This is a genomic window from Mycobacterium sp. (genome assembly GCF_044223235.1).
GTDB lineage: Bacteria > Actinomycetota > Actinomycetes > Mycobacteriales > Mycobacteriaceae > Mycobacterium.
This window is the reverse complement of the sequence record NZ_JBGAME010000020.1, coordinates 79773-98367: the sequence shown is the minus strand read 5'-3', so window position 1 is coordinate 98367 and position 18595 is coordinate 79773. Positions and strand designations below refer to the sequence as shown.

Genomic DNA, 18595 nt, shown 5'->3' with positions numbered 1-18595 from the left:
AGCGTCTGCTCGTGTTGGTGTCCAGGGGTCAGACAAATGCGCTCAGCCCGGTGAGCGCGCGACCGACGATGAGTGTGTTCATCTCGCGCGTGCCCTCATAGGAGTAGATCGCCTCCGCGTCGGCCACGAACCGTCCGACGTTGTGCTCCAGCAGGATTCCGTTGCCGCCCATGAGTTCGCGTGCCCAGCCCACGGTCTCCCGCATCCGGGTGGTGCTGAAGGCCTTTGCCAGCGAGGAGTGTCGATCCTCCGCTCGGCCCTGGTCCTGCAACTGCGACAGCCTGGCGCACATACCCCACGACGACGTGACGTTGCCGAGCATGCGCACCAGCAGGTCCTGGACCAGCTGGAATCCGCCGATCGGCCGGCCGAATTGTTCACGGCTGCACGCGTAGGCCAGCGCGTTCTCGTAGGCGCCGCGCGCGCAGCCAACGGCCATCCACGCCACACCCGCGCGGGTCATCCGCAGCACGTCCGCCGTGGCCGCGAACGTCTCGGCACGCTGCAGCCGGTCGGCTTCGGGGACCCGCACGTTGTCCAGCGTGATGAGCCCGTTCTGCACGATCCGCAGCGCGAACTTGTGCTGTTGCTTCTCCACGGTGAACCCCGGGGTGGAGTTCTCGACGACGAACCCCTTCACCTCGCCGTCTGCGACGTCGCGCGCCCAGATCACCGTCAGGTCACCGAAGGTCGCGTTGCCGATCCATTTCTTCTGGCCGTTGAGTATCCAATCGTCGCCGACCCGTTCGGCGGTGGTCTTCAGCCCGCGTGATGCGCCGGAGCCGACGTCGGGCTCGGTGAGGCCGAACGACCCGATCTTCTCGAAGCGGGCCATCGCGGGCAGGTACCGCTCCCGCTGCTCGTCGGAGCCGCACAGGTAGATCGAGCCCATCGCCAGGCCGCTGTGCACGCCGTTGAACGTCGCGATCGAGCAGTCGGTGCGGGCGAGTTCCATCGCCACCATGCCGTCCAGCAGGAAGCTGTGGCCGCCGCAGCCGTAGCCCCGATAAGGCAGTCCGCCGACGCCGAGGGCGGCGAACCCGGGCACGATTTCGAAGGGGAACGTGCTCTTGGACCAGTGTTCCAGCACGATCGGCTGGACCTCGGTGGTCATGAAGTCGCGGACTCGGTGCAGAAGCTCGCGCTCGGTGTCGGTCAACAGTCGTTCGTAATCGTAGAAGTCCGCGGTGTCGATGCCGGCGGGGTTCATGGTCGTCATGGCTGTCCTCCTGGGGTGTGTAGGAATTGGGTGATCACCGGTGCCAGCACGGCCGCGTTGGTGACCAGGTCGACATGCCCGCCGGGATGGCGGTGCAGATCCGCGTGCGGGATCAGGCGGGCAAGGATGTGGGCGTTGACGATCGGGACGATCGGATCGTCGGTGCCGGCGACCACCAGGGTGGGCTGGCGGATCAGCGGAAGCGCGAACAGGCTGGTCCACACCGAGCCCGCGAGCAGTTGATGCACATAGCCGATCTTCGAACCGGCCTGGCTGCCGAGGACACCGGCCACATCGTCGCCGTTCGTGCGGGCCGTGCCTCCGTACAACTCGCCCGCGACGGACGCGGCGTAGCGGGGGTCGCGCAGCCGGCGCGGTGTGAGCATCTTGGTCAGGACGCGGGGGTGCCCGGGCACCATCAGCACACCCGTTCCGGTGGCCACCAGCACCAGCCGCCTGCATCGCCTCGGATTTTGGAACGCGAACTGCTGGGCCAGCGCGCCACCCCAGGAGATGCCGAGGACATCGACGGCCCCGTACCCGAGCCGGGTGAGTACGCGCCCGAGAACCCATGCCAGATACGGGAATCCGTACGGCAATGCCGAAACGGGCGAGCCACCGGTGCCCGGCACGTCGAACCGGATCACCGTGGCGTCCGGATCCAGCCGCGCCACAAACGGGTCGAGCACTTCCAGGCCGGCGCCGATGCCGTTGCACAGCACCAGCGGCACGCCGGTGCCGTCGCGGACTTCGACCCGGATGCGCTGCCCGCCGGCTGCGACATACGTCTGGGTCACGGTGTTCACTTTTCGCGCACGTAGCTGCCGGGCGCAGGTGCAAGCGGCGGAAATTCGTTGCAGCCGAGCTTGTCCGGTCCAGCCACCTCCGGGCCGCTGCGTTCGGCGAGCCAGCCCAAGTAGTGCGGCCACCAGGAGTCGTCGGTAAGGGGGGTCGCCGCGGCCCAGTCGTCGGCGGTGGCGTCGGTGACCGGCGCGACGCGGTAACTGGCCTTCGGGTTGCCGGGCGGATTGACCAGCGCGGCGATGTGTCCGTTGGAGGACAGCACATAGGTGCTGTTCCCGCTTCCGAGCAACTGGGCGCTGCGGTAGGTCGCCTGCCACGGGCAGATGTGGTCGGCGACGCCGCCGACCACGTAGGCGTCCGCGGTGATCTTGCTCAGGTCCACGGGCGTGCCCAGCATGCTGACCGCACCCGGTGTGGTCAGCGAGTTGTGCAGGCCCATCAACACCATGTCGCGGTGCAGGGCGGCGGCCATCCGGGTGGTGTCGGCGTTCCAGAAGAGCACGTCGAACGGGGCGGGCTCCCGGCCCTGGACGTAGTTGTTCACCCAGTACCGCCAGACCAGGTCGGTCGGGCGCAGCCATGCGAACATCTCGGCCATCGAGCGGCCGTCGAGGTAGCCCTTCCTGGCCGACGTGCGGATGGCGGCATGGGCGGTGCGTTCATCCATGGCCGCCGCGGCGAATCCCGCGTGGAACTGGTCGAGCACCGTGACCGCCAGCGTCAGCCCGGCGATCTTGTCGCCCTCGCCGATGTCGGCGAGGTGGGCGGCCACCATCGCGGCGAGAATCCCCCCGGAACATGTCGCGAGCAGGTGCGCGGCGTCGGTTCCGCAGATGGTGCGGACCGTGTCGAGTGCCTCCACGATGGCGCCACCGTAGGCGTCGAATCCCCAATCCCGCTGCGCTGCGGTGGGATTGCGCCACGAGACCACGAAGACCTGCTGGCCCTGCGCGACGAAGTACTCGATCATGCTGCGGCCCGGCGTGATGTCCATGATGTAGTACTTGTTGATCACCGGCGGGATCATCAGCAGCGGGATCTGCCGCACCGTCGGTGTGGTCGGCGCGTAGTGGATCAGCTCGAACATCGGCGTCTGCAGGACGACGGCGCCTTTGCTCAGCGCGACCGTCTCACCCAGTGCGAATGCGTCGGGCTCGACCATCGCGGGAACCCTTGGCGGCGTGGTGATGTCGCGGGCGAACGCCCTGACCCCGCGGACCGCCGACATGCCGCCGGTGTCGATGAGCGCCTTCCAGCCGAGCGGGCTGATCAGTGGGCTGTTGGAAGGGGACAGGCCCTCGATGACGTTGTCCAGAACGAAGCGCATCTTCTCCCGGTCGCGCCAGTCGAGGTCGGCGGTGGCGAACAGCTGCTCGGCGGTGTCGGCCGAGGCGAGGTAGGCCTGCATGGCGCGGCGCATCAACGGATTGCCCTGCCACGCGGGGTCGGTGAAGCGCTTGTCGGCTCGCACGGGAGCACGCTGCGAGGTGCCCGCGGCGATCGACACGAGCTCACGGCCCAGCGCGCCGGTGCGGGTGGCGACGGTGCGCGGCTGCCTGGCCAGGCTGCCGCCGAGTCGGGCCCACGCCCGGTTCGGCGTCATCCGGCGGGCGAAGCCCCGGGTGGAGTTGACCAGCAGCAGGTCCAGTGGCGCGGCGATCTCGCCGAGACTGGTGGTGTCGGCCATGGTCATCGCACGTGCTCCTCGGTGGGGATGGTGATTTCGCGGTGCAGGATCTTGCCGGTCGGGCCCTTGGGCAGGGCGTCGACGAACCAGACCCGGCGCGGGTATTTGTAGGCGGCGACGCGCTGCCTGACGAACTCGCGAAGTTCGTCGGCGTCCACATGCCTGCCGCTCTTGAGGGCGACCGCCGCGCCGACCTCCTCGCCGAGTGTGTCGTGCGGAATCCCTACGACCGCCGCCTCGGCGACGGCGGGATGCTCGTAGAGCACTTCCTCGATCTCGCGGGGGTAGACGTTGAGCCCGCCGCGAATGATCATCTGCTTCATCCGGTCGACGATGTAGAAGTAGCCGTCGTCGTCGACCTTGCCGATGTCTCCGGTGGAGAACCAGCCGTCGGGCGAGATCGCCGTCGCTGTCGCGTCGGGCAGGTTCCAGTACCCCTTCATCACGTTGTGCCCGCGCACCTGGACCTCGCCCCGTTCGCCCGGCGGCAGCTCGTTGCCGCCGGTATCCACCACACGCATCTCGACGCCCTCGACGGGGATCCCGATCGAACCGGGCTTGCGCTCGTGTCCCGGGTGGTTGAAGCAGGCCACCGGCGAGGTCTCCGACAGGCCGTATCCCTCGAGGATCGTGGCGCCGAAGGTCTTCTCGAAATCGGTGAGCACCTGCACCGGCAGCGCGGCACCGCCGGAGGCGCAGATGCGCAGGGTCGGCAGCTGCGTCGGTAGCGGGGCGGACGCGTCGCCCCTCGCCTCGTGCGCCGTGGCCAGCAGGGCGGAGTACATCGTCGGCACCCCTTCGAAGACGGTGACGCCGTCCCGCTCGATCACTCGCATCACCGCGTTCGGGTCGAATCGCGCGACGAGGCTCAGCGAGGCACCCACCGAGACCGCGGCGTTGAGCCCGCAGGTCAGCCCGAAGACGTGGTAGAGCGGCAGGCAGCCCATCACGACGTCGTCAGGCCCGATCGTCACCAGGGTGCGAACGGTCAGCTCGGCATTGCGTCGCAGTCCGCCGTGGGTCAGCTCGGCGCCCTTGGGTTTGCCGGTGGTGCCCGATGTGTGCAGCACGACGGCCGTGTCGTCGTCGGCCCGCGGTACTGGGGCGGCCTGTTCGGGCAGGCCGGCGATCAGATCGGCCAGCGACGCGTCGTCGACCAACCAGGTCTGCGATCCGGCCGCGGCGGCCCCCTCGATCGCCGCCTCGGCAAACGCCGGCGTGCCGAACAGCGCCGTGGCGCCGGTGTTGGACAGGTAGTACTCCACCTCGCGCTGCTTGAGCAGCGGGTTCATCGGGACGGCGATCGCGCCCCGATGCATGATGCCGTAGAACACCACCGCGAACGCGGGGCTGTTCGGCAGCATGACGCCGACGCGGTCGCCGGGTTGGACGCCGGCGCGCTCCAGGAAGGTCGCAATCCGGGCGGCGGCGCTGTCGAACTCGGCGTACGTGAGTGCGACGCCGTCGCCGCGCAGGGCGTTGCGATCGGGGTGGCTTCGGGCCGTGGCGACGAGGTTGAGGCTCAGGCTGGACATTGTTCCTCCCTGGTTCTGGGTTCCTCCGTGGTTCTGGCGATGGATCCGCTGTAATCAGGGTGCGGCCTGGCGTGGCGGAATCCGATGGTGGCGGGAACAACGTGGATGCCACCACGGTGTGCCCGCCCACACCCTGGCCTCCCCGGCATATCGTGTGCGTATGGGTGCGGCGCCTGATCCGAGCATCGTCACACTCAGCAAGACGCTGCTGTCCCGTGTCGAGGAACTGGCGGTGACGATGGCGGATCTGATCCGCCGTGACGTGGGCTTCTACGCCGCTACCCCGGGCGTGATCGCCGATGACGAACTGCGGCGCAGTTGTGTGGCGAACATGACCTACGTCTTTCACGGGCTGACGGGTGGCGCGGACGCCGACGTGTCGGCCGCCGTCGAGACAGGCCGGCGGAGAGCAGTCTCGGGCGTGCCGCTGGCCGCCGTCATGGCGGCGTATCGGGTGGGCTTCCGATTCATGTGGGAGTCGGCCGTCGCGCAGGCGAGGCAGCTCGCCATTCCTACGGACGTCGTACTCGACGCCACATCGCAAATCGTGATCTCTCAGGACACGTTCACCCAGGCGATGGCCGGGGCATATCGGGACAGGCTGACGCAACAGGTCCTCAATCGCGAGGAGGAACGCTCTGCGCTCGTGGAGGCGATCCTGTTCGGAAGGATCACCGAGACCCAGAACCTGTGGGACGCCGCCGACGTCCTGCGGCTACCCACCTCGGGGCCGTATGTCGTTGTGGCAGCCGAAGTCCCGGAAATCGGACGAGCCGGACTGCCCGAGATCGGGAGCAAACTGGACAGCCGAGACATCAAATCCGCCTGGCGGCTGCTGCCGGACCTTCAGGTCGGGATCGTGCATCTGCGGCGGGAGACGGCCCAGGACGAACTGATCGCGGTGCTGCGTGCGGCCGCGTCGTCGCGGGTCGGGGTGAGTCCGGCCTTCCCCGAACTCACCGGTACCGGTTTGGCGCTCCGCTACGCGCGAATGGCGCTCACCGGCCGGCCCTCCGACGAGCGGCTGGTGCAGGTTTTCGACGACTCACCACTGGTGGTGGCGGCGGTCGCCGCTCCCGAGGTCATGCAGCGTGTCGGCCGCGGTGTGCTCGCCCAACTCGACGACCTGCCCGCCGAAGAGCGCGAGATCCTGGTCCAGACCTTCGAGGCGTGGCTCGATGCGGGCGGTTCCGCGAGCCAAACCGCCGCTGCCATCTATGTTCACCCCAACACCGTCCGCCACCGCCTGCACCGCATCGAGGAACGCACCGGACGGTCACTATCACGTCCCCGCGACGTGGCCGAGCTGTGCTTGGCGTTCGAGGTCGACCGCAGGCTCTGCTGACCCTTCGTCGGTTCGGGGCGACAACCGCCGCAGCCCACGCCGACGACGCAGCCGCGCGGGCCGATGGGGGGATCGGGCGGCCGGCGGAGATGCTGATCGGGTTCGACGGCCTTGCCGTCACGAGATGTTCGGAATCACCTCTGCGGCAAGCCGTTCCATCTGTTCCCTGTCCTCGCTGACGGTACTGCCCAGCGGATTGAACACGACGAGCTGTGCACCCGCCGCGATCACTTTCCGGACGGCGTCGGCCACCTGTTGCGGCGTACCCCAGATCGCGATGTCCTCATTGGACGGACGCGGCCCGTAGATCAGGTTCAATCCGGCCAGGACCCGCTTGCGGGCGCGGGCCGCGTCGTCGTCGATCATCAGGTACATGCGCTTGGCGATCGTGTAGTGCGCGGGATCCTTTGTCTGCCGGTCGAGTTCGCGCCGCACCCCGGCAGCCACCTCGGTGAAGTCGGCGATTGTCGACGACCCGGCGCCGATGAACGCGTCACCGAGGCGCACCGCACGGGCCAGCGCCGCAGGGGCGTGGCCGCCGAACCACAGCGGCGGGTGCGGGCGCTGAACGGGTTTGGGGGCGATTGTCGCCGCCTCGACGTCGCGGAAGCGGCCGTGGAAGGTCACGCCCGGCTCATCGGACCATGCCGCCTTCATCAGGTCCAGCCCCTCGGTGAAATACCGGACGAACGTCGAACCGTCCACGCCGAACGCCGCGAACTTGCGGAACCCGCCCCCGGGCGCGATGCCGAGGTCCAGTCGGCCGTGGCTGAGCCGGTCGACGGCGGTGGCGATGGATGCCAGCTGCAGCGGATCGTGCAGCGACGTGATCAGTACGGCGACGCCGAGGCGCAGTCGCTGCGTACAGGCGGCGGCGTAAGCCAGCAGCTCCATCGGCGCGATCAACGGGCCGGGGCCGATGGTCTGTTCCAGCGTCCAGCCGCCCTCGAAGCCGAGTTCTTCCGCGCGGGCGAGGTAGGCCTTCAGGTCCACGCCGTCGAATCGGCCCACATCGAGCTGGGGAATCGATATGGAGTACCTCACCGCACACACCATAGCCACCAGCCCTGTCGCTGACCTGTGGGTAGCCTCATAGGCATGTTCGCCTTCCTGCCAGGTATACCCGGTCTCGACGATGTGCGGGCGGCGGTGCGCAAGCTGGACACCGCCCGTCATCACGGAATCCCCGACGGTTGCGTACTCGAACTGGATCTCATGACGGTCCCGCCGGAGACGACGGCGTTCGATCCGTTCGCGATCATCAGCGCGGGCGGGCGGCCGATGACGCTGCGACAGGTTGTGCAGGCGATCCACCGCGCCGCCGACGACGATCGGGTGGCCGGCCTGATCGCGCGGGTGCAGATCCCGGCCGCGGCGGCAGGCCCGATCCAGGAGCTGCGCGCGGCGATCACTGCGTTCACCGAACGCAAGCCGTCGCTGGCGTGGGCCGAGACGTATCCGGGAACGCTGTCCTATTACCTGGCGTCGGCATTCGGCGAAGTGTGGATGCAGCCGTCGGGCACGGTCGGGCTCGTCGGCTTCGCCACCAACGCCATGTTCCTGCGTGACGCGCTGGATAAGGCGGGTATCGAGGCGCAGTTCGTCGCCCGCGGCGAATACAAATCGGCGGCGAACCTGTTCACCCAGGACCGCTACACCGACGCCCACCGCGAGGCTGACACCAGGCTCATCGAGAGCCTGCACTCGCAGGCGTGGCAGGCGATCGCCGAATCGCGGCGGATCACCCCCGATGCGGTCGACGCGCTGGCCGACAGGGCACCCCTGCTGCGCGAGGACGCGGTGACCGGTGGCCTGATCGACAGGATCGGGTTCCGTGACGAGGCGTACGGGCGGATCGCTGAACTCGTTGGCGCTGAAGATATTTCACCAGAGACCGGTGGTGTGGACGCCGACGCTGACGGTGCACCGTCGCGGCTCTACCTGGCGCGCTATGCGAAGACGGGGCCCGTCAAACCGTCGATACCGCCCCTACCGGGCCGGGCGGCCAAACCGACGATCGCGATCGTCACCCTTCATGGGGCGATCGTCAGCGGTCGCGGTGGTCCGCAGCCACTGCCGTTCGGGACCTCAAGTGCGGGCGGCGACACCATCGCGGCGGCGCTGCGTGAAGCCGCTGCCGACGACGCGGTGTCGGCGATCGTGCTGCGGGTGGACAGCCCGGGGGGATCGGTCACCGGATCGGAAACCATTTGGCGCGAAGTGAATCGGGTGAAGAACGCTGGGAAGCCGGTCGTTGCCTCGATGGGTGCGGTCGCCGCTTCCGGCGGCTACTACGTGTCGATGTCGGCCGATGCGATCGTCGCCAACCCCGGCACCATCACCGGCTCGATCGGCGTGGTCACGGGCAAGCTGGTCGCTCGAGAACTCAAGGACCGCATGGGCGTCGGCTCGGACTCGGTGCGCACCAACCCGAACGCCGACGCGTGGTCGATCAACGCACCGTTCACCGACGAACAGCACGCCCATGTGGAGGCCGAGGCCGACCTGTTCTACACCGATTTCATCGAGCGGGTCGCCCGGGGCCGCGCCCTGACGGTGGAGCAGGTCGACGCGGTCGCCCGCGGCAGGGTGTGGACCGGTGCGGATGCCAAGGAGCACGGCCTCGTCGACGAGCTCGGCGGCCTGCGCACGGCCGTTCGGCGCGCCAAAGTTCTTGCGGGGCTGGACCCCGACGCCGAGGTGAAGATCGTGAGCTACCCGGGTTCGTCGTTCCTGGACGTGCTGCGACCCAAGCCGTCTTCCCAGCCGGTGGCGGCGTCACTACCGGAGGCCATCGGCTCGCTCCTCGGCCGCTCGGTCGCGGGGATGCTCAGTCAGGCCGAGCGATCGTCGTCCGGCACCCATGCGCTGTGGCTGGGGGAGTACCGATTCTGACCGGTCAGAAGATCCCGCTGTAGGCATTGAGGGCGGGCTGACCGCCGAGGTGTGCGTAGAGCACCTTCGACGTCGGTGCGATGTCCCCCGAGGAGACCAGGTCGATCAGGCCGGCCATCGACTTGCCCTCGTACACGGGATCGAGGATGACACCCTCCAGACGGCCGGTAAGCGTGATGGCATCCACCGTGGACTGCACCGGGATGCCGTACAAGTCGCCGGCCCAGCCGTCGAGGACGGTGATCTCGTCAGCGCGGAGCTGGCGGCCCAGTCCGATGAGGTCGGCGGTGTTGCGCGCGATCCGTTCGACCTGCTCTCGGGTCTGCTCGATCTTGGCGGAGGCGTCGATGCCGATGACTCGCCTTGGCCGGTGCTGCCCGGCGAACCCGGCGATCATGCCCGCATGCGTCGAGCCGGTTACGCTGCAGACGACGATGGTGTCGAAGAAGACGCCGAGCTGTTCCTCCTGCTGCTGGACTTCGTAGGCCCAGTTCGCGAATCCGAGCCCCCCGAGCTTGTGGTCGGATGCGCCTGCCGGGATGGCGTACGGGTTGCCCCCGGCGCGCCGGACGTCTTCGATCGCGTTCTGCCAGCTGTCCTTGAACTCGATGCCGAAGCCGGACGGGTCGAGCCTGACCTCGGCCCCCATGACGCGCGAGAGCAGGATGTTGCCGACCTTGTCGTTCACCGCGTCCGGCCAGTCGACCCACTTCTCCTGAACCAGAACGGCTTTGAGGCCGAGTTTGGCCGCGACGGCGGCAACCTGGCGAGTGTGGTTGGACTGCACCCCGCCTATCGAGACCAGCGTGTCGGCGCCCTGTTCGAGCGCATCGGGAACGATGTACTCCAGCTTTCGGGTCTTGTTGCCTCCGTAGGCCAAGCCGGAGTTGACGTCTTCACGTTTCGCCCAGATCTGCGCGCCGCCGAGGTGTTTGGTGAGCCGCTCCAGCGGATGGATCGGACTGGGGCCGAAGGTGAGCGGATAACGCTTGAAGTCGTCGATCGCCATCGCTTCTCCTGCTAGATCACCGGCCGGCGCGTTGCGTTCACCGGCGCATGGGCGGGGCCGGGCTCGGGTAATAAGGAGCCCTTGGCAGTGCAACATGCAATATATTGCATGTTGGTTCGACGATTGTCAACGGAGGTTGTGTGCGTGCGCCAGCCGTTCGGTCCGGCGGATACGATATTTTGCATGCCGGTGCCAGCGGAGAGCGGGAAGCACGCAAGGTCGCTGCTGCGGGAGCAGGCCTATGTTTCCCTGCGTGATGCCATCGTCAACGGGACGCTGGCCCCCGGTGAGAAGCTGCGGGATCCCGAACTCGAGAAGTGGCTCGGCGTCAGCCGCACCCCGATACGCGAGGCCATCGGCCGTCTTGAGGCGGCCGGACTCGTACACACCACGCCGGGGCATTCCACGATCGTCTCCACCATCGAACGCAAGGCGGTACTCAACGCACAGAGCGTCGCCGCCGTGATGCACGCGCTCGCGATGCGGACCGCGGTGCCGCTGATGGGTACGGCGGAGATCGATGCGATGACCCAGGCCAACAAGCGATTTGCAGCCGCCGTCTCGGCGGGAGACGCCGGGCTGGCTGTCCGCAGCGACGACGAATTCCACAATGTCGCCGTGGCGGCCAGTCAGAATGTGACCATCGCGGCGGTGCTCGAACAGGTCACCCCGGTCCTGAGGCGCCTCGAATACCTGCGGTTCTCGTCGCTGCCCGGCCGGGATTCGATCGCACAGCACAGGCGCATCATCGACCTGTGCCGCCGCGGCGACGCCGACGCGGCTGCCGAAGCGACGCAACGAAATTGGGAAACCCTGTCGCTAGTCATGGACCGGCAGGACGGATAGCCTGCGGCCCATCCTGGATGGCTGCTATCTCAAAGTCGCACTGACATAGACAATCTCGCCGAGCGGGTCATGATCGTCGGGTTCCGGTGGTTCGAGGCCGTTGCGGGTGAACAGCTCTCGGTCTGGAACACCGCTGACATGCCAGCCCCTACCCGTCAGGTACTCCATCACATGGCTACGCTCGCCGGAGTACACCAACGACGCCATGTCCAGCTCCAGGCCCCGATCCCGCAACTGCGACGTCGTCGTCCTGGCCCGTTCTGCGTCGAAATCCATGATGCCGGGCACATACTCGGTCGCCACCCGGCTTCCCGGGGCGCTGAGCCCGGTGATGAGGTCGAACAGCCGGTCCTGCGCTTCGCCCGGCAGATAGATCAACAGACCCTCCGCGCACCACGCCGTCGGCAGGTCCGGGTCGAAGCCCGCTGCGGTCAGCGCGGCCGGCCATTCGTCGCGCAGGTCGACGCCGACGGTGCGCAGGTCCGCGGTGGGTTCAGCGCCGAGCCCTGCCAGTGTCGTCGTCTTGAACTCGACGACCCGCGGCTGATCGAGTTCGTACACGACGGTGCGCGCAGGCCAGTCCAGCCGGTAGGCGCGCGAATCGAGGCCCGATGCCAGGATCACCGCCTGGCGCACGCCGGTGTCGGCTGCGGCCAGGAAGTAGTCGTCGAAGAACCGGGTGCGCAACGCCATTCCGGCGATCATCGACTGCACGCGTTCCGGCGACACGTCACCGAACGCCGAGGTGTCGATCTCGCCGTCCAGCATTCTGGTGAAGAAGTCGATGCCGACGGCGCGTACCAGGGGCGCGGCGAACGGATCGTGGATCAGCCCACGCGGGTCAGCGGTCGCGATGGCCCGCCCCGCCGCGACCAACGTCGCAGTGGCTCCCACGCTGGAGGCGAGGTCCCAGGAATCCCCGTCGGATCGTGAGCCGCTCCCCGCCATCCGCGTGCCCTCCGCTGGATTACTTCAATTACTGCTGGATTACTTCAATTACTGCTGAATTACTTCAATTACTGCTGAACTAATTCAATTACTTCAGTGTCGCCGAGACATAGTTCAGTTCGCCGAACAGCCTCGTCATTATCTCATCGTCGGGGAATGCGAAGCCGTGCACGCGGTAGAGCTCGCGAGCGCTGCGTGCGGTGGACTCCCAGCCGTTCGCATCCAGGTACGCAACCACGTCACTGCGGTCGCCCTTAAAGATCAGCTCCGATAGGTCCATGTCCAGCCCGGTCGCGTTCATTCGCTCGGTGAACTCCTGCGCCCGTTCGTCGGAGAACACGTCGATGTTCGGCAGTTGCTCGGTGGCGACTCGGCTGCCGGATGCCGACAGCGCGGTGATGCTGTCGAACAACCGGTCCTGCGCGTCCGGCGGCAGATAGACGAGCAGCCCTTCGGCGATCCAAGCGGTCGGCCGGTCCTCGTCGAACCCGGCCAGCCGCAACGCAGTGGGCCAGTCCTCGCGCAGGTCTTTGCCAATGGCCCGGTACTCCGCGGCGGGATGCGCGCCGAGTCCGGCGATGGTGCGGGTCTTGAACTCGATCACCCCGGGCTGGTCGATCTCGTAGACGACGGTGCCCGCCGGCCACCGCAGGCGGTAGGCCCTGGTGTCCAGGCCCGCGGCGAGGATGACCGCCTGGCGGATGCCGGCCGCCGCGGCGCCGAGGAAGAAATCGTCGAAAAACCGGGTGCGCACCGTCATCTGCTCGCTCATGATCCGGGGGTCAAGGAATGGATGACCGTCGACGGTGAGCCCGCCGTCCAGGAAGCGAATGAAGGGGTCAAGGCCGACCGCGCGCACCAGCGGATCGGCGAGCGGGTCGTCGAGCAGTGCGTCGGGTCCCTTCGACGCCAGCGCGCGGGAGGCCGCCACCGCCGTCGCGGTCGCCCCCACGCTCGACGCCAGGTCCCATGAGTCGTCGTCCGTGCGTGCCATCGCCGGGTGCCTATCTCGCCGCGCTGACGTAGACGATCTTGGCGAACCCGTCCTGGGTTTCGTCCAAGGGCGCCAGCCCGGCCCCCGCCAGTAGCTCATTCGTGCTGCTTGTGGTGGTTGCCCAGCCGTGCCCTTCCAGATAGGACCCGACCTCGGCGCGGTCGCCGAGGAAGACCAGTTCCCGAAAATCCAGGTCGAAGCCGTGCTGCCGCCACCGCTCGGTGGTTTGCCGCATTCGGGCACCGACCGCGTCCTCGTCGAGGTCGGACAGCTGCGGGACCCCCTCGGCCGCCACGCGGCTGCCTGGGGCGCTCAACGCGGTGATCTGATCGAGTAGCCGGTCCTGCGCCTCGGGTGGCAGGTATCCGAACAACCCCTCGGCGATCCACGCCGTCGGCTTGGCGGGGTCGAACCCGGCATCGGCCAGGGCGGCCGGCCAGTCGTTGCGCAGGTCGACGGCCACGGCGCGGCGGTCGGCGGTCGGCTCGGCGCCCATCTCCGTGAGAACCCGGGTCTTGAACTCGATCACCTGTGGCTGATCGATCTCGAAGACGACGGTGCCCGCCGGCCACGCCAACCGGTAGGCGCGGGCATCCAACCCAGACGCCAGGATCACCGCCTGACGGATGCCCGCCTCCGCCGCGGTGATGAGGAAGTCGTCGAAGAACCTGGTGCGCGCCGCCATGCCATCGGCGAACCGCCGAAAGCCGGGTGCCGACGCGTCCGGGTCCAGCTCGGCTGGGTCGATCTCACCGCTGGCGAAGCGGGTGAAGAAGTCGACTCCAACGGCACGAACCAACGGCTCGGCGAACGGGTCGTCGATGACGGCGTTGGGTCTGTTGCTCGCCACAGCCCGTGCGGCGGCGACCATCGTGGCCGTCGCGCCCACGCTGGAAGCCAGATCCCAGGTGTCGTTGTCGGTACGTGCCATGGCTGACTCTCCCTTTCAGCGGGTGGCCAGCACCGCGATAATTAGTACATTTAACGAGCCAGTGGCGAGGGTACGCCGCATAGTCTGGGAGAAGTCTGTGAGTCCGCGGCGAAGGTTCCGGATAGGGGGCAACGATCGCGCAACTGTTACTCTCGTAGACTGTTTGACGCGTGACCTGAGCAGGCTGTGTCTGCGCAGGGCGGCGCGCATCGACTTGACCAAACCGCTGGGCTCACCAGCCCCATTTGGCACGCCGCGCTGAGAGGTCGGCTGCGCAGGAGGAAGAGTGCTTTCGGCTTTCATCTCGTCGTTGCGGACAGCCGACCTCAGACGCAAGATCCTGTTCACCCTCGGACTGGTCATCCTCTACCGGGCCGGTGCGTCCATTCCGTCGCCCGGGGTCAACTACCCGAACGTGCAGCAGTGCATAGCGCAGGTCACCGGTGGTGACTCCGCGCAGCTGTACGCGCTGATCAATCTGTTCTCCGGCGGCGCGCTGCTGCACCTGTCGGTGTTCGCCCTTGGCGTGATGCCCTACATCACCGCGAGCATCATCGTGCAGCTGCTCGGCGTGGTAATCCCGCGCTTCGAACAGCTGCGCAAGGAAGGTCAGGCCGGGCAGGCCAAGCTCACGCAGTACACCCGCTACCTGGCGGTGGCCCTGTCGGTCCTGCAGGCCACCAGCTTCGTGGCGCTGGCCGCCAACGGCGGCCTGCTGCAGGGCTGCACCCTCGACATCATCTACGACCAGTCGATCTCCACGCTGGTGATCATGGTGCTCGTCATGACGGCGGGTGCGGCGCTGGTGATGTGGATGGGCGAGCTCGTCACCGAGCGCGGCATCGGCAACGGCATGTCGCTGCTGATCTTCGCCAGCATCGCCTCGCGGATCCCCACCGAGGGCAAGACCATCCTCGATTCCCGCGGCGGCCTGGTGTTCGCCGCGGTGTGCTTCGCGGCGCTCATCATCATCGTCGGCGTGGTGTTCGTCGAACAGGGCCAGCGCCGGATCCCGGTGCAGTACGCCAAGCGGATGGTCGGGCGGCGCATGTACGGCGGCAGTTCCACGTATCTGCCGTTGAAGGTGAACCAGGCCGGCGTCATCCCGGTGATCTTCGCGTCCTCGCTGATCTACGTGCCCCAGATGATCACTCAGGTGATCCAGAGCGGCAGCAGCAATCCGGGCACCGGGTGGTGGTCGAGCTTCGTCGCCAACCACCTGTCCAACGCCGCGGATCCGATTCACATCGCGATCTATTTCGGCCTGATCATCTTCTTCACCTACTTTTATGCGTCGATCACGTTCAATCCGCAGGAACGTGCCGATGACATGAAGAAGTTCGGCGGCTTCATCCCCGGCATCCGGCCCGGGAAACCCACCGCCGATTATCTGCAATACGTCCTGAGCCGCATTCTTCTGGCCGGCTCGATCTATCTGGGTGTCATCGCCGTGCTGCCGAACCTCTTCCTCGAACTGGGCAGCACGGGGGCGGTGCAAAACTTGCCGTTTGGCGGTACAGCGGTTCTCATCATGATTGGCGTCGCTCTTGACACCGTGAAACAGATCGAGAGCCAGCTGATGCAACGCAACTACGAAGGGTTCCTCAAGTGAGAATTGTTCTGCTCGGACCGCCCGGCGCTGGCAAAGGCACGCAAGCGATAAAGCTGGCTGAAAAGCTGGGGATCCCGCAGATCTCCACCGGCGACCTCTTCCGGCACAACATCAGCACCGGCACCGAACTCGGGATCGAGGCCAAGAAGTACCTCGACGCCGGCGACCTGGTACCCGCGACGCTGACCAATGCGCTGGTCGACGACCGGCTCGACGACGACGATGCCGCCGCGGGCTTCATCCTCGACGGGTTCCCCCGCTCGGTGGAGCAGGCCGAGGCGCTCGACGAGATGCTCAAGAAGCGGGGCCTGACCCTCGACGCGGTCGTCGAGTTCCGGGTGCCCGAGGACGAGCTGGTGACCCGCCTGCTGGGGCGTGGCCGCGCCGACGACACCGAGGACGTCATCCGCAACCGGATGAAGGTGTACCGCGATGAGACTGCCCCGCTGCTTGAGTACTACAGCGAGTCCCTGAAGACGGTCGACGCCGTCGGCGGGCTCGACGAGGTGTTCGAGCGCGCAGTGCAGTCCCTCGGCCGCTAGGCAGCCCGAAAACCCGATGATCACGTTGCCGGGGCTGCGCGGCCGCAGAGTCGTCGCACAGCGCAGCGCAGATGAACTCGACGCGATGGCCGCAGCGGGATCGCTGGTCGCGGCTGCGCTGCTGGCGGTGCGTCAAGCCGCAGCCCCTGGCATGTCCACCCTCGCGCTGGATGAAATCGCCGAGTCGGTCATCCGTGACGGCGGAGGGACGCCATCGTTTCTGGGCTATCACGGATTCCCGGCAAGTATCTGTTCGTCGATCAATGACCGGGTGGTCCACGGCATACCGTCGGCGAGCGACGTGCTCGCACCGGGTGATCTGGTGTCCATCGACTGCGGCGCCATCCTCGACGGTTGGCACGGCGACTCGGCCGTCACCTTCGGGATCGGCGCCCTCATTCCCGTCGACGAAGCGCTGTCGGCCGCGACCAAGCAGGCCATGCAGGCGGGTATCGCCGCGATGTTGCCAGGCAACCGCCTCACCGATGTGTCGCACGCGATCGAAGCCGAGACGCGCGCCGCCGAGCGGCGCTACGACCGCGCATTCGGCATCGTGGCCGGCTACGGGGGTCACGGGATCGGCAGGCAGATGCACATGGACCCGTTCCTGCCCAACGAGGGCTCGCCGGGTCGCGGGCCCTACCTCGCGGCGGGCTCGGTGCTCGCCATCGAACCGATGCTGACTCTGGGCACGACGAAGACCGTTGTGTTGGAGGACGAATGGACGGTCGTCACCGCGGATGGATCGCGCGCCGCGCACTGGGAGCACACCGTCGCCGTGACCGACGAGGGACCTCGCATTCTCACGCTCTGACCTGGCCCGATGATCGTCGTGGCAAATCCCGGCCGGGGCAACGCGCTGGGACGTTCCGACCGGTAGTAATGAACCGGATCGCCCCCTCCGTCGTATCACTGGCGGAGGTTGGTAATGGATGATCCGGAGGCCGCCATGATGCGGGTGCTTTACGACGAGCACGCCGCCGCTCTGTGGCGTTACGCCTTGCGGTTGACCGGCGATCCTGCGCGCGCGGAAGACGTGGTGCAGGAGACGTTGCTGCGGGCGTGGCGTCATCCGGATGTGACGTCCGATGCCGAGAGATCGGCACGGGCATGGCTGTTCACCGTGGCACGGAATCTCATTATCGATGAGCGTCGGAGCGCACGGTTTCGCAGCGAATCGGTGACCGGTGAAATGGAGCAGGTTGCCGATCGTCCCGGACCCGACGATGTGGACTCCGCATTGGATCGGCTCCTGATCGGCACGGCTCTCGGTCAGCTCTCCGATGAACACCGCGCGGTGATCAAGCGGGCGTACTACCAGGGATGGACCACAAGCCAGATTGCGGCCGACCTGGGGATCCCCGAGGGAACGGTGAAGTCGCGACTGCATTACGCGGTGCGCGCACTACGGCTCAATCTGCAAGAAATGGGGGTGACGCGATGACACAATTCGGAGTACCCCAAGGTGGTGATGTGGTGGACGGCGATCGCTATGCGACATGGGACGCCGCTTACATCCTCGGCTCGCTGTCGAGTGCCGAGCGCCGCGAATACGAGGCGCACATGCAGGGCTGCGCGAATTGCCGTGCGGCGGTAGCCGAACTGAGCGGCATCCCCGCCCTGCTGGCCATGCTGACACCGGAGGAGGTGGCCGCCCTCGACGAGGAGCAACCTGAACCACCGCCTTTGCGTCCGCAGGTGCTGGACTCGGTCCTCGACAAGGTCAGGTGGCGCAGGCGCAGGTCCCGCTGGCTCACGTCCGCGGCAGTCGGCCTGGCGGCCGCGCTGCTGGCGGTGGGGCTGGTGGTGGCCATTCGTCCCGACATTCTGGGACTGCAGACCAGCACCACGCAGACGACGGCGCAGCAGCTCGAGATGGTCAAGGTCGCCGATACCCCGCTCAACGCGACGATCAGCCTCACCGACTTCGCGTGGGGCACGCGCGTCGACATGGCATGTACGTACGGCCAGTGGTCGGGTGGATCCGCCGGCACGCCGCCCAGTCAACTCGGCATGGTCGTGGTGGGTCACGACGGCAGCCGCTCGGAGATCGCGACGTGGCTGGGGCTGCCCGGGGCGACCGCGCTGCCCAGCGGCAACACGCCGATGACGAAGGATCAAATCGCCTCCGTGCAACTGGTTTCCCTCGACGAGGGGCCGGACAACGGAAAGGTATTGCTGGAAAAGAACCTGTGATTCACGCCACTCTGTGAACCGAACTCCACCGT

Annotated in this window: 17 protein-coding genes; 8 read left to right on the top strand and 9 right to left on the bottom strand. The window is 67.2% G+C overall.

Annotated features, from left to right (window positions below; genetic code table 11):
• Window positions 1–28 precede the first annotated feature (28 nt).
• The 4 genes from ADBZ6K_RS20420 to ADBZ6K_RS20405 are packed head-to-tail and all read right to left on the bottom strand — an operon-like array spanning window position 29 to window position 5245.
• A complete protein-coding gene (locus ADBZ6K_RS20420; protein WP_526350040.1) occupies window positions 29–1219 on the bottom strand; it encodes an acyl-CoA dehydrogenase family protein in 1191 nt (396 codons plus the stop codon).
• Window positions 1216–2016, bottom strand: coding sequence for a poly(3-hydroxyalkanoate) depolymerase (gene phaZ, locus ADBZ6K_RS20415; RefSeq protein ID WP_526350038.1), 801 nt, complete (start codon window positions 2014–2016; stop codon window positions 1216–1218). The genes ADBZ6K_RS20420 and phaZ overlap by 4 nt, the downstream gene beginning before the upstream one ends.
• A 5-nt stretch (window positions 2017–2021) precedes the next feature.
• Window positions 2022–3710, bottom strand: coding sequence for a PHA/PHB synthase family protein (locus ADBZ6K_RS20410; protein WP_526350058.1), 1689 nt, complete (start codon window positions 3708–3710; stop codon window positions 2022–2024).
• A gap of 2 nt (window positions 3711–3712) precedes the next feature.
• Entirely contained in the window at window positions 3713–5245 is a 1533-nt protein-coding gene (locus ADBZ6K_RS20405) for a long-chain-fatty-acid--CoA ligase (protein WP_526350036.1), read from the bottom strand.
• Between the two features lie 160 nt (window positions 5246–5405).
• Here ADBZ6K_RS20405 and ADBZ6K_RS20400 point away from each other — a divergent pair, with 160 nt between their 5' ends.
• Window positions 5406–6590 carry a PucR family transcriptional regulator gene (locus ADBZ6K_RS20400; protein ID WP_526350034.1) on the top strand — a complete coding sequence of 395 codons (1185 nt, stop codon included), beginning with the start codon at window positions 5406–5408 and terminating at the stop codon, window positions 6588–6590.
• A gap of 117 nt (window positions 6591–6707) precedes the next feature.
• Here the strand turns inward: ADBZ6K_RS20400 and ADBZ6K_RS20395 are convergent, their stop codons facing one another.
• On the bottom strand, window positions 6708–7634 hold the full coding sequence (locus ADBZ6K_RS20395; protein ID WP_526350032.1) for an LLM class flavin-dependent oxidoreductase: 927 nt from the start codon (window positions 7632–7634) through the stop codon (window positions 6708–6710).
• Between the two features lie 54 nt (window positions 7635–7688).
• Between ADBZ6K_RS20395 and sppA the strand changes: the two genes are divergently transcribed.
• Window positions 7689–9485, top strand: a complete 1797-nt coding sequence (gene sppA / locus ADBZ6K_RS20390) for a signal peptide peptidase SppA (RefSeq protein ID WP_526350030.1) — start codon at window positions 7689–7691, stop codon at window positions 9483–9485.
• A 4-nt stretch (window positions 9486–9489) separates the two neighbouring features.
• On the opposite strand, the gene ADBZ6K_RS20385 is transcribed toward sppA, so the two are convergent.
• Entirely contained in the window at window positions 9490–10494 is a 1005-nt protein-coding gene (locus tag ADBZ6K_RS20385; protein WP_526350028.1) for a 1-aminocyclopropane-1-carboxylate deaminase, read from the bottom strand.
• A gap of 183 nt (window positions 10495–10677) precedes the next feature.
• Here ADBZ6K_RS20385 and ADBZ6K_RS20380 point away from each other — a divergent pair, with 183 nt between their 5' ends.
• Entirely contained in the window at window positions 10678–11340 is a 663-nt protein-coding gene (locus tag ADBZ6K_RS20380; protein ID WP_526350026.1) for a GntR family transcriptional regulator, read from the top strand.
• Window positions 11341–11364: 24 nt separating this feature from the next.
• Here ADBZ6K_RS20380 and ADBZ6K_RS20375 read toward each other — a convergent pair whose 3' ends face one another.
• The 3 genes from ADBZ6K_RS20375 to ADBZ6K_RS20365 all read right to left on the bottom strand — a co-directional run bounded on the left by ADBZ6K_RS20375 (window position 11365) and on the right by ADBZ6K_RS20365 (window position 14213).
• A complete protein-coding gene (locus tag ADBZ6K_RS20375; protein WP_526350024.1) occupies window positions 11365–12288 on the bottom strand; it encodes a class I SAM-dependent methyltransferase in 924 nt (307 codons plus the stop codon).
• An 88-nt stretch (window positions 12289–12376) separates the two neighbouring features.
• A complete protein-coding gene (locus ADBZ6K_RS20370; RefSeq protein WP_526350022.1) occupies window positions 12377–13282 on the bottom strand; it encodes a class I SAM-dependent methyltransferase in 906 nt (301 codons plus the stop codon).
• 10 nt (window positions 13283–13292) lie between these two features.
• Window positions 13293–14213, bottom strand: a complete 921-nt coding sequence (locus ADBZ6K_RS20365; protein ID WP_526350020.1) for a class I SAM-dependent methyltransferase — start codon at window positions 14211–14213, stop codon at window positions 13293–13295.
• Window positions 14214–14499: 286 nt separating this feature from the next.
• On the opposite strand from ADBZ6K_RS20365, the gene secY reads away from it, so the two are divergent.
• From secY to ADBZ6K_RS20340, 5 genes are all read left to right on the top strand, one after another.
• A complete protein-coding gene (secY, locus tag ADBZ6K_RS20360) occupies window positions 14500–15825 on the top strand; it encodes a preprotein translocase subunit SecY (RefSeq protein ID WP_526350018.1) in 1326 nt (441 codons plus the stop codon).
• Complete coding sequence (locus ADBZ6K_RS20355) at window positions 15822–16367, top strand: adenylate kinase (protein ID WP_526350016.1); 546 nt, start codon at window positions 15822–15824, stop codon at window positions 16365–16367. The genes secY and ADBZ6K_RS20355 overlap by 4 nt, the downstream gene beginning before the upstream one ends.
• 16 nt (window positions 16368–16383) lie before the next feature.
• Window positions 16384–17181, top strand: a complete 798-nt coding sequence (map, locus tag ADBZ6K_RS20350; protein WP_526350014.1) for a type I methionyl aminopeptidase — start codon at window positions 16384–16386, stop codon at window positions 17179–17181.
• Between the two features lie 114 nt (window positions 17182–17295).
• Window positions 17296–17811 carry an RNA polymerase sigma factor gene (locus ADBZ6K_RS20345; RefSeq protein WP_526350012.1) on the top strand — a complete coding sequence of 172 codons (516 nt, stop codon included), beginning with the start codon at window positions 17296–17298 and terminating at the stop codon, window positions 17809–17811.
• Window positions 17808–18563 carry an anti-sigma factor family protein gene (locus ADBZ6K_RS20340; RefSeq protein WP_526350010.1) on the top strand — a complete coding sequence of 252 codons (756 nt, stop codon included), beginning with the start codon at window positions 17808–17810 and terminating at the stop codon, window positions 18561–18563. The genes ADBZ6K_RS20345 and ADBZ6K_RS20340 overlap by 4 nt, the downstream gene beginning before the upstream one ends.
• Window positions 18564–18595: the final 32 nt, after the last annotated feature.

Excerpts from the sequence above, each read along its gene's own strand:
- ADBZ6K_RS20345 (WP_526350012.1), top strand. The coding sequence starts at position 17,296 with ATGGATGATCCGGAGGCCGCCATGATGCGGGTGCTTTACGACGAGCAC.
- sppA (WP_526350030.1), top strand. The coding sequence starts at position 7,689 with ATGTTCGCCTTCCTGCCAGGTATACCCGGTCTCGACGATGTGCGGGCG.
- map (WP_526350014.1), top strand. The coding sequence starts at position 16,384 with ATGATCACGTTGCCGGGGCTGCGCGGCCGCAGAGTCGTCGCACAGCGC.
- ADBZ6K_RS20370 (WP_526350022.1), bottom strand. The coding sequence starts at position 13,282 with ATGGCACGCACGGACGACGACTCATGGGACCTGGCGTCGAGCGTGGGG.
- ADBZ6K_RS20385 (WP_526350028.1), bottom strand. The coding sequence starts at position 10,494 with ATGGCGATCGACGACTTCAAGCGTTATCCGCTCACCTTCGGCCCCAGT.
- ADBZ6K_RS20340 (WP_526350010.1), top strand. The coding sequence starts at position 17,808 with ATGACACAATTCGGAGTACCCCAAGGTGGTGATGTGGTGGACGGCGAT.
- ADBZ6K_RS20375 (WP_526350024.1), bottom strand. The coding sequence starts at position 12,288 with ATGGCGGGGAGCGGCTCACGATCCGACGGGGATTCCTGGGACCTCGCC.
- ADBZ6K_RS20405 (WP_526350036.1), bottom strand. The coding sequence starts at position 5,245 with ATGTCCAGCCTGAGCCTCAACCTCGTCGCCACGGCCCGAAGCCACCCC.
- ADBZ6K_RS20400 (WP_526350034.1), top strand. The coding sequence starts at position 5,406 with ATGGGTGCGGCGCCTGATCCGAGCATCGTCACACTCAGCAAGACGCTG.
- ADBZ6K_RS20365 (WP_526350020.1), bottom strand. The coding sequence starts at position 14,213 with ATGGCACGTACCGACAACGACACCTGGGATCTGGCTTCCAGCGTGGGC.
- ADBZ6K_RS20410 (WP_526350058.1), bottom strand. The coding sequence starts at position 3,710 with ATGGCCGACACCACCAGTCTCGGCGAGATCGCCGCGCCACTGGACCTG.
- ADBZ6K_RS20380 (WP_526350026.1), top strand. The coding sequence starts at position 10,678 with ATGCCGGTGCCAGCGGAGAGCGGGAAGCACGCAAGGTCGCTGCTGCGG.
- ADBZ6K_RS20420 (WP_526350040.1), bottom strand. The coding sequence starts at position 1,219 with ATGACGACCATGAACCCCGCCGGCATCGACACCGCGGACTTCTACGAT.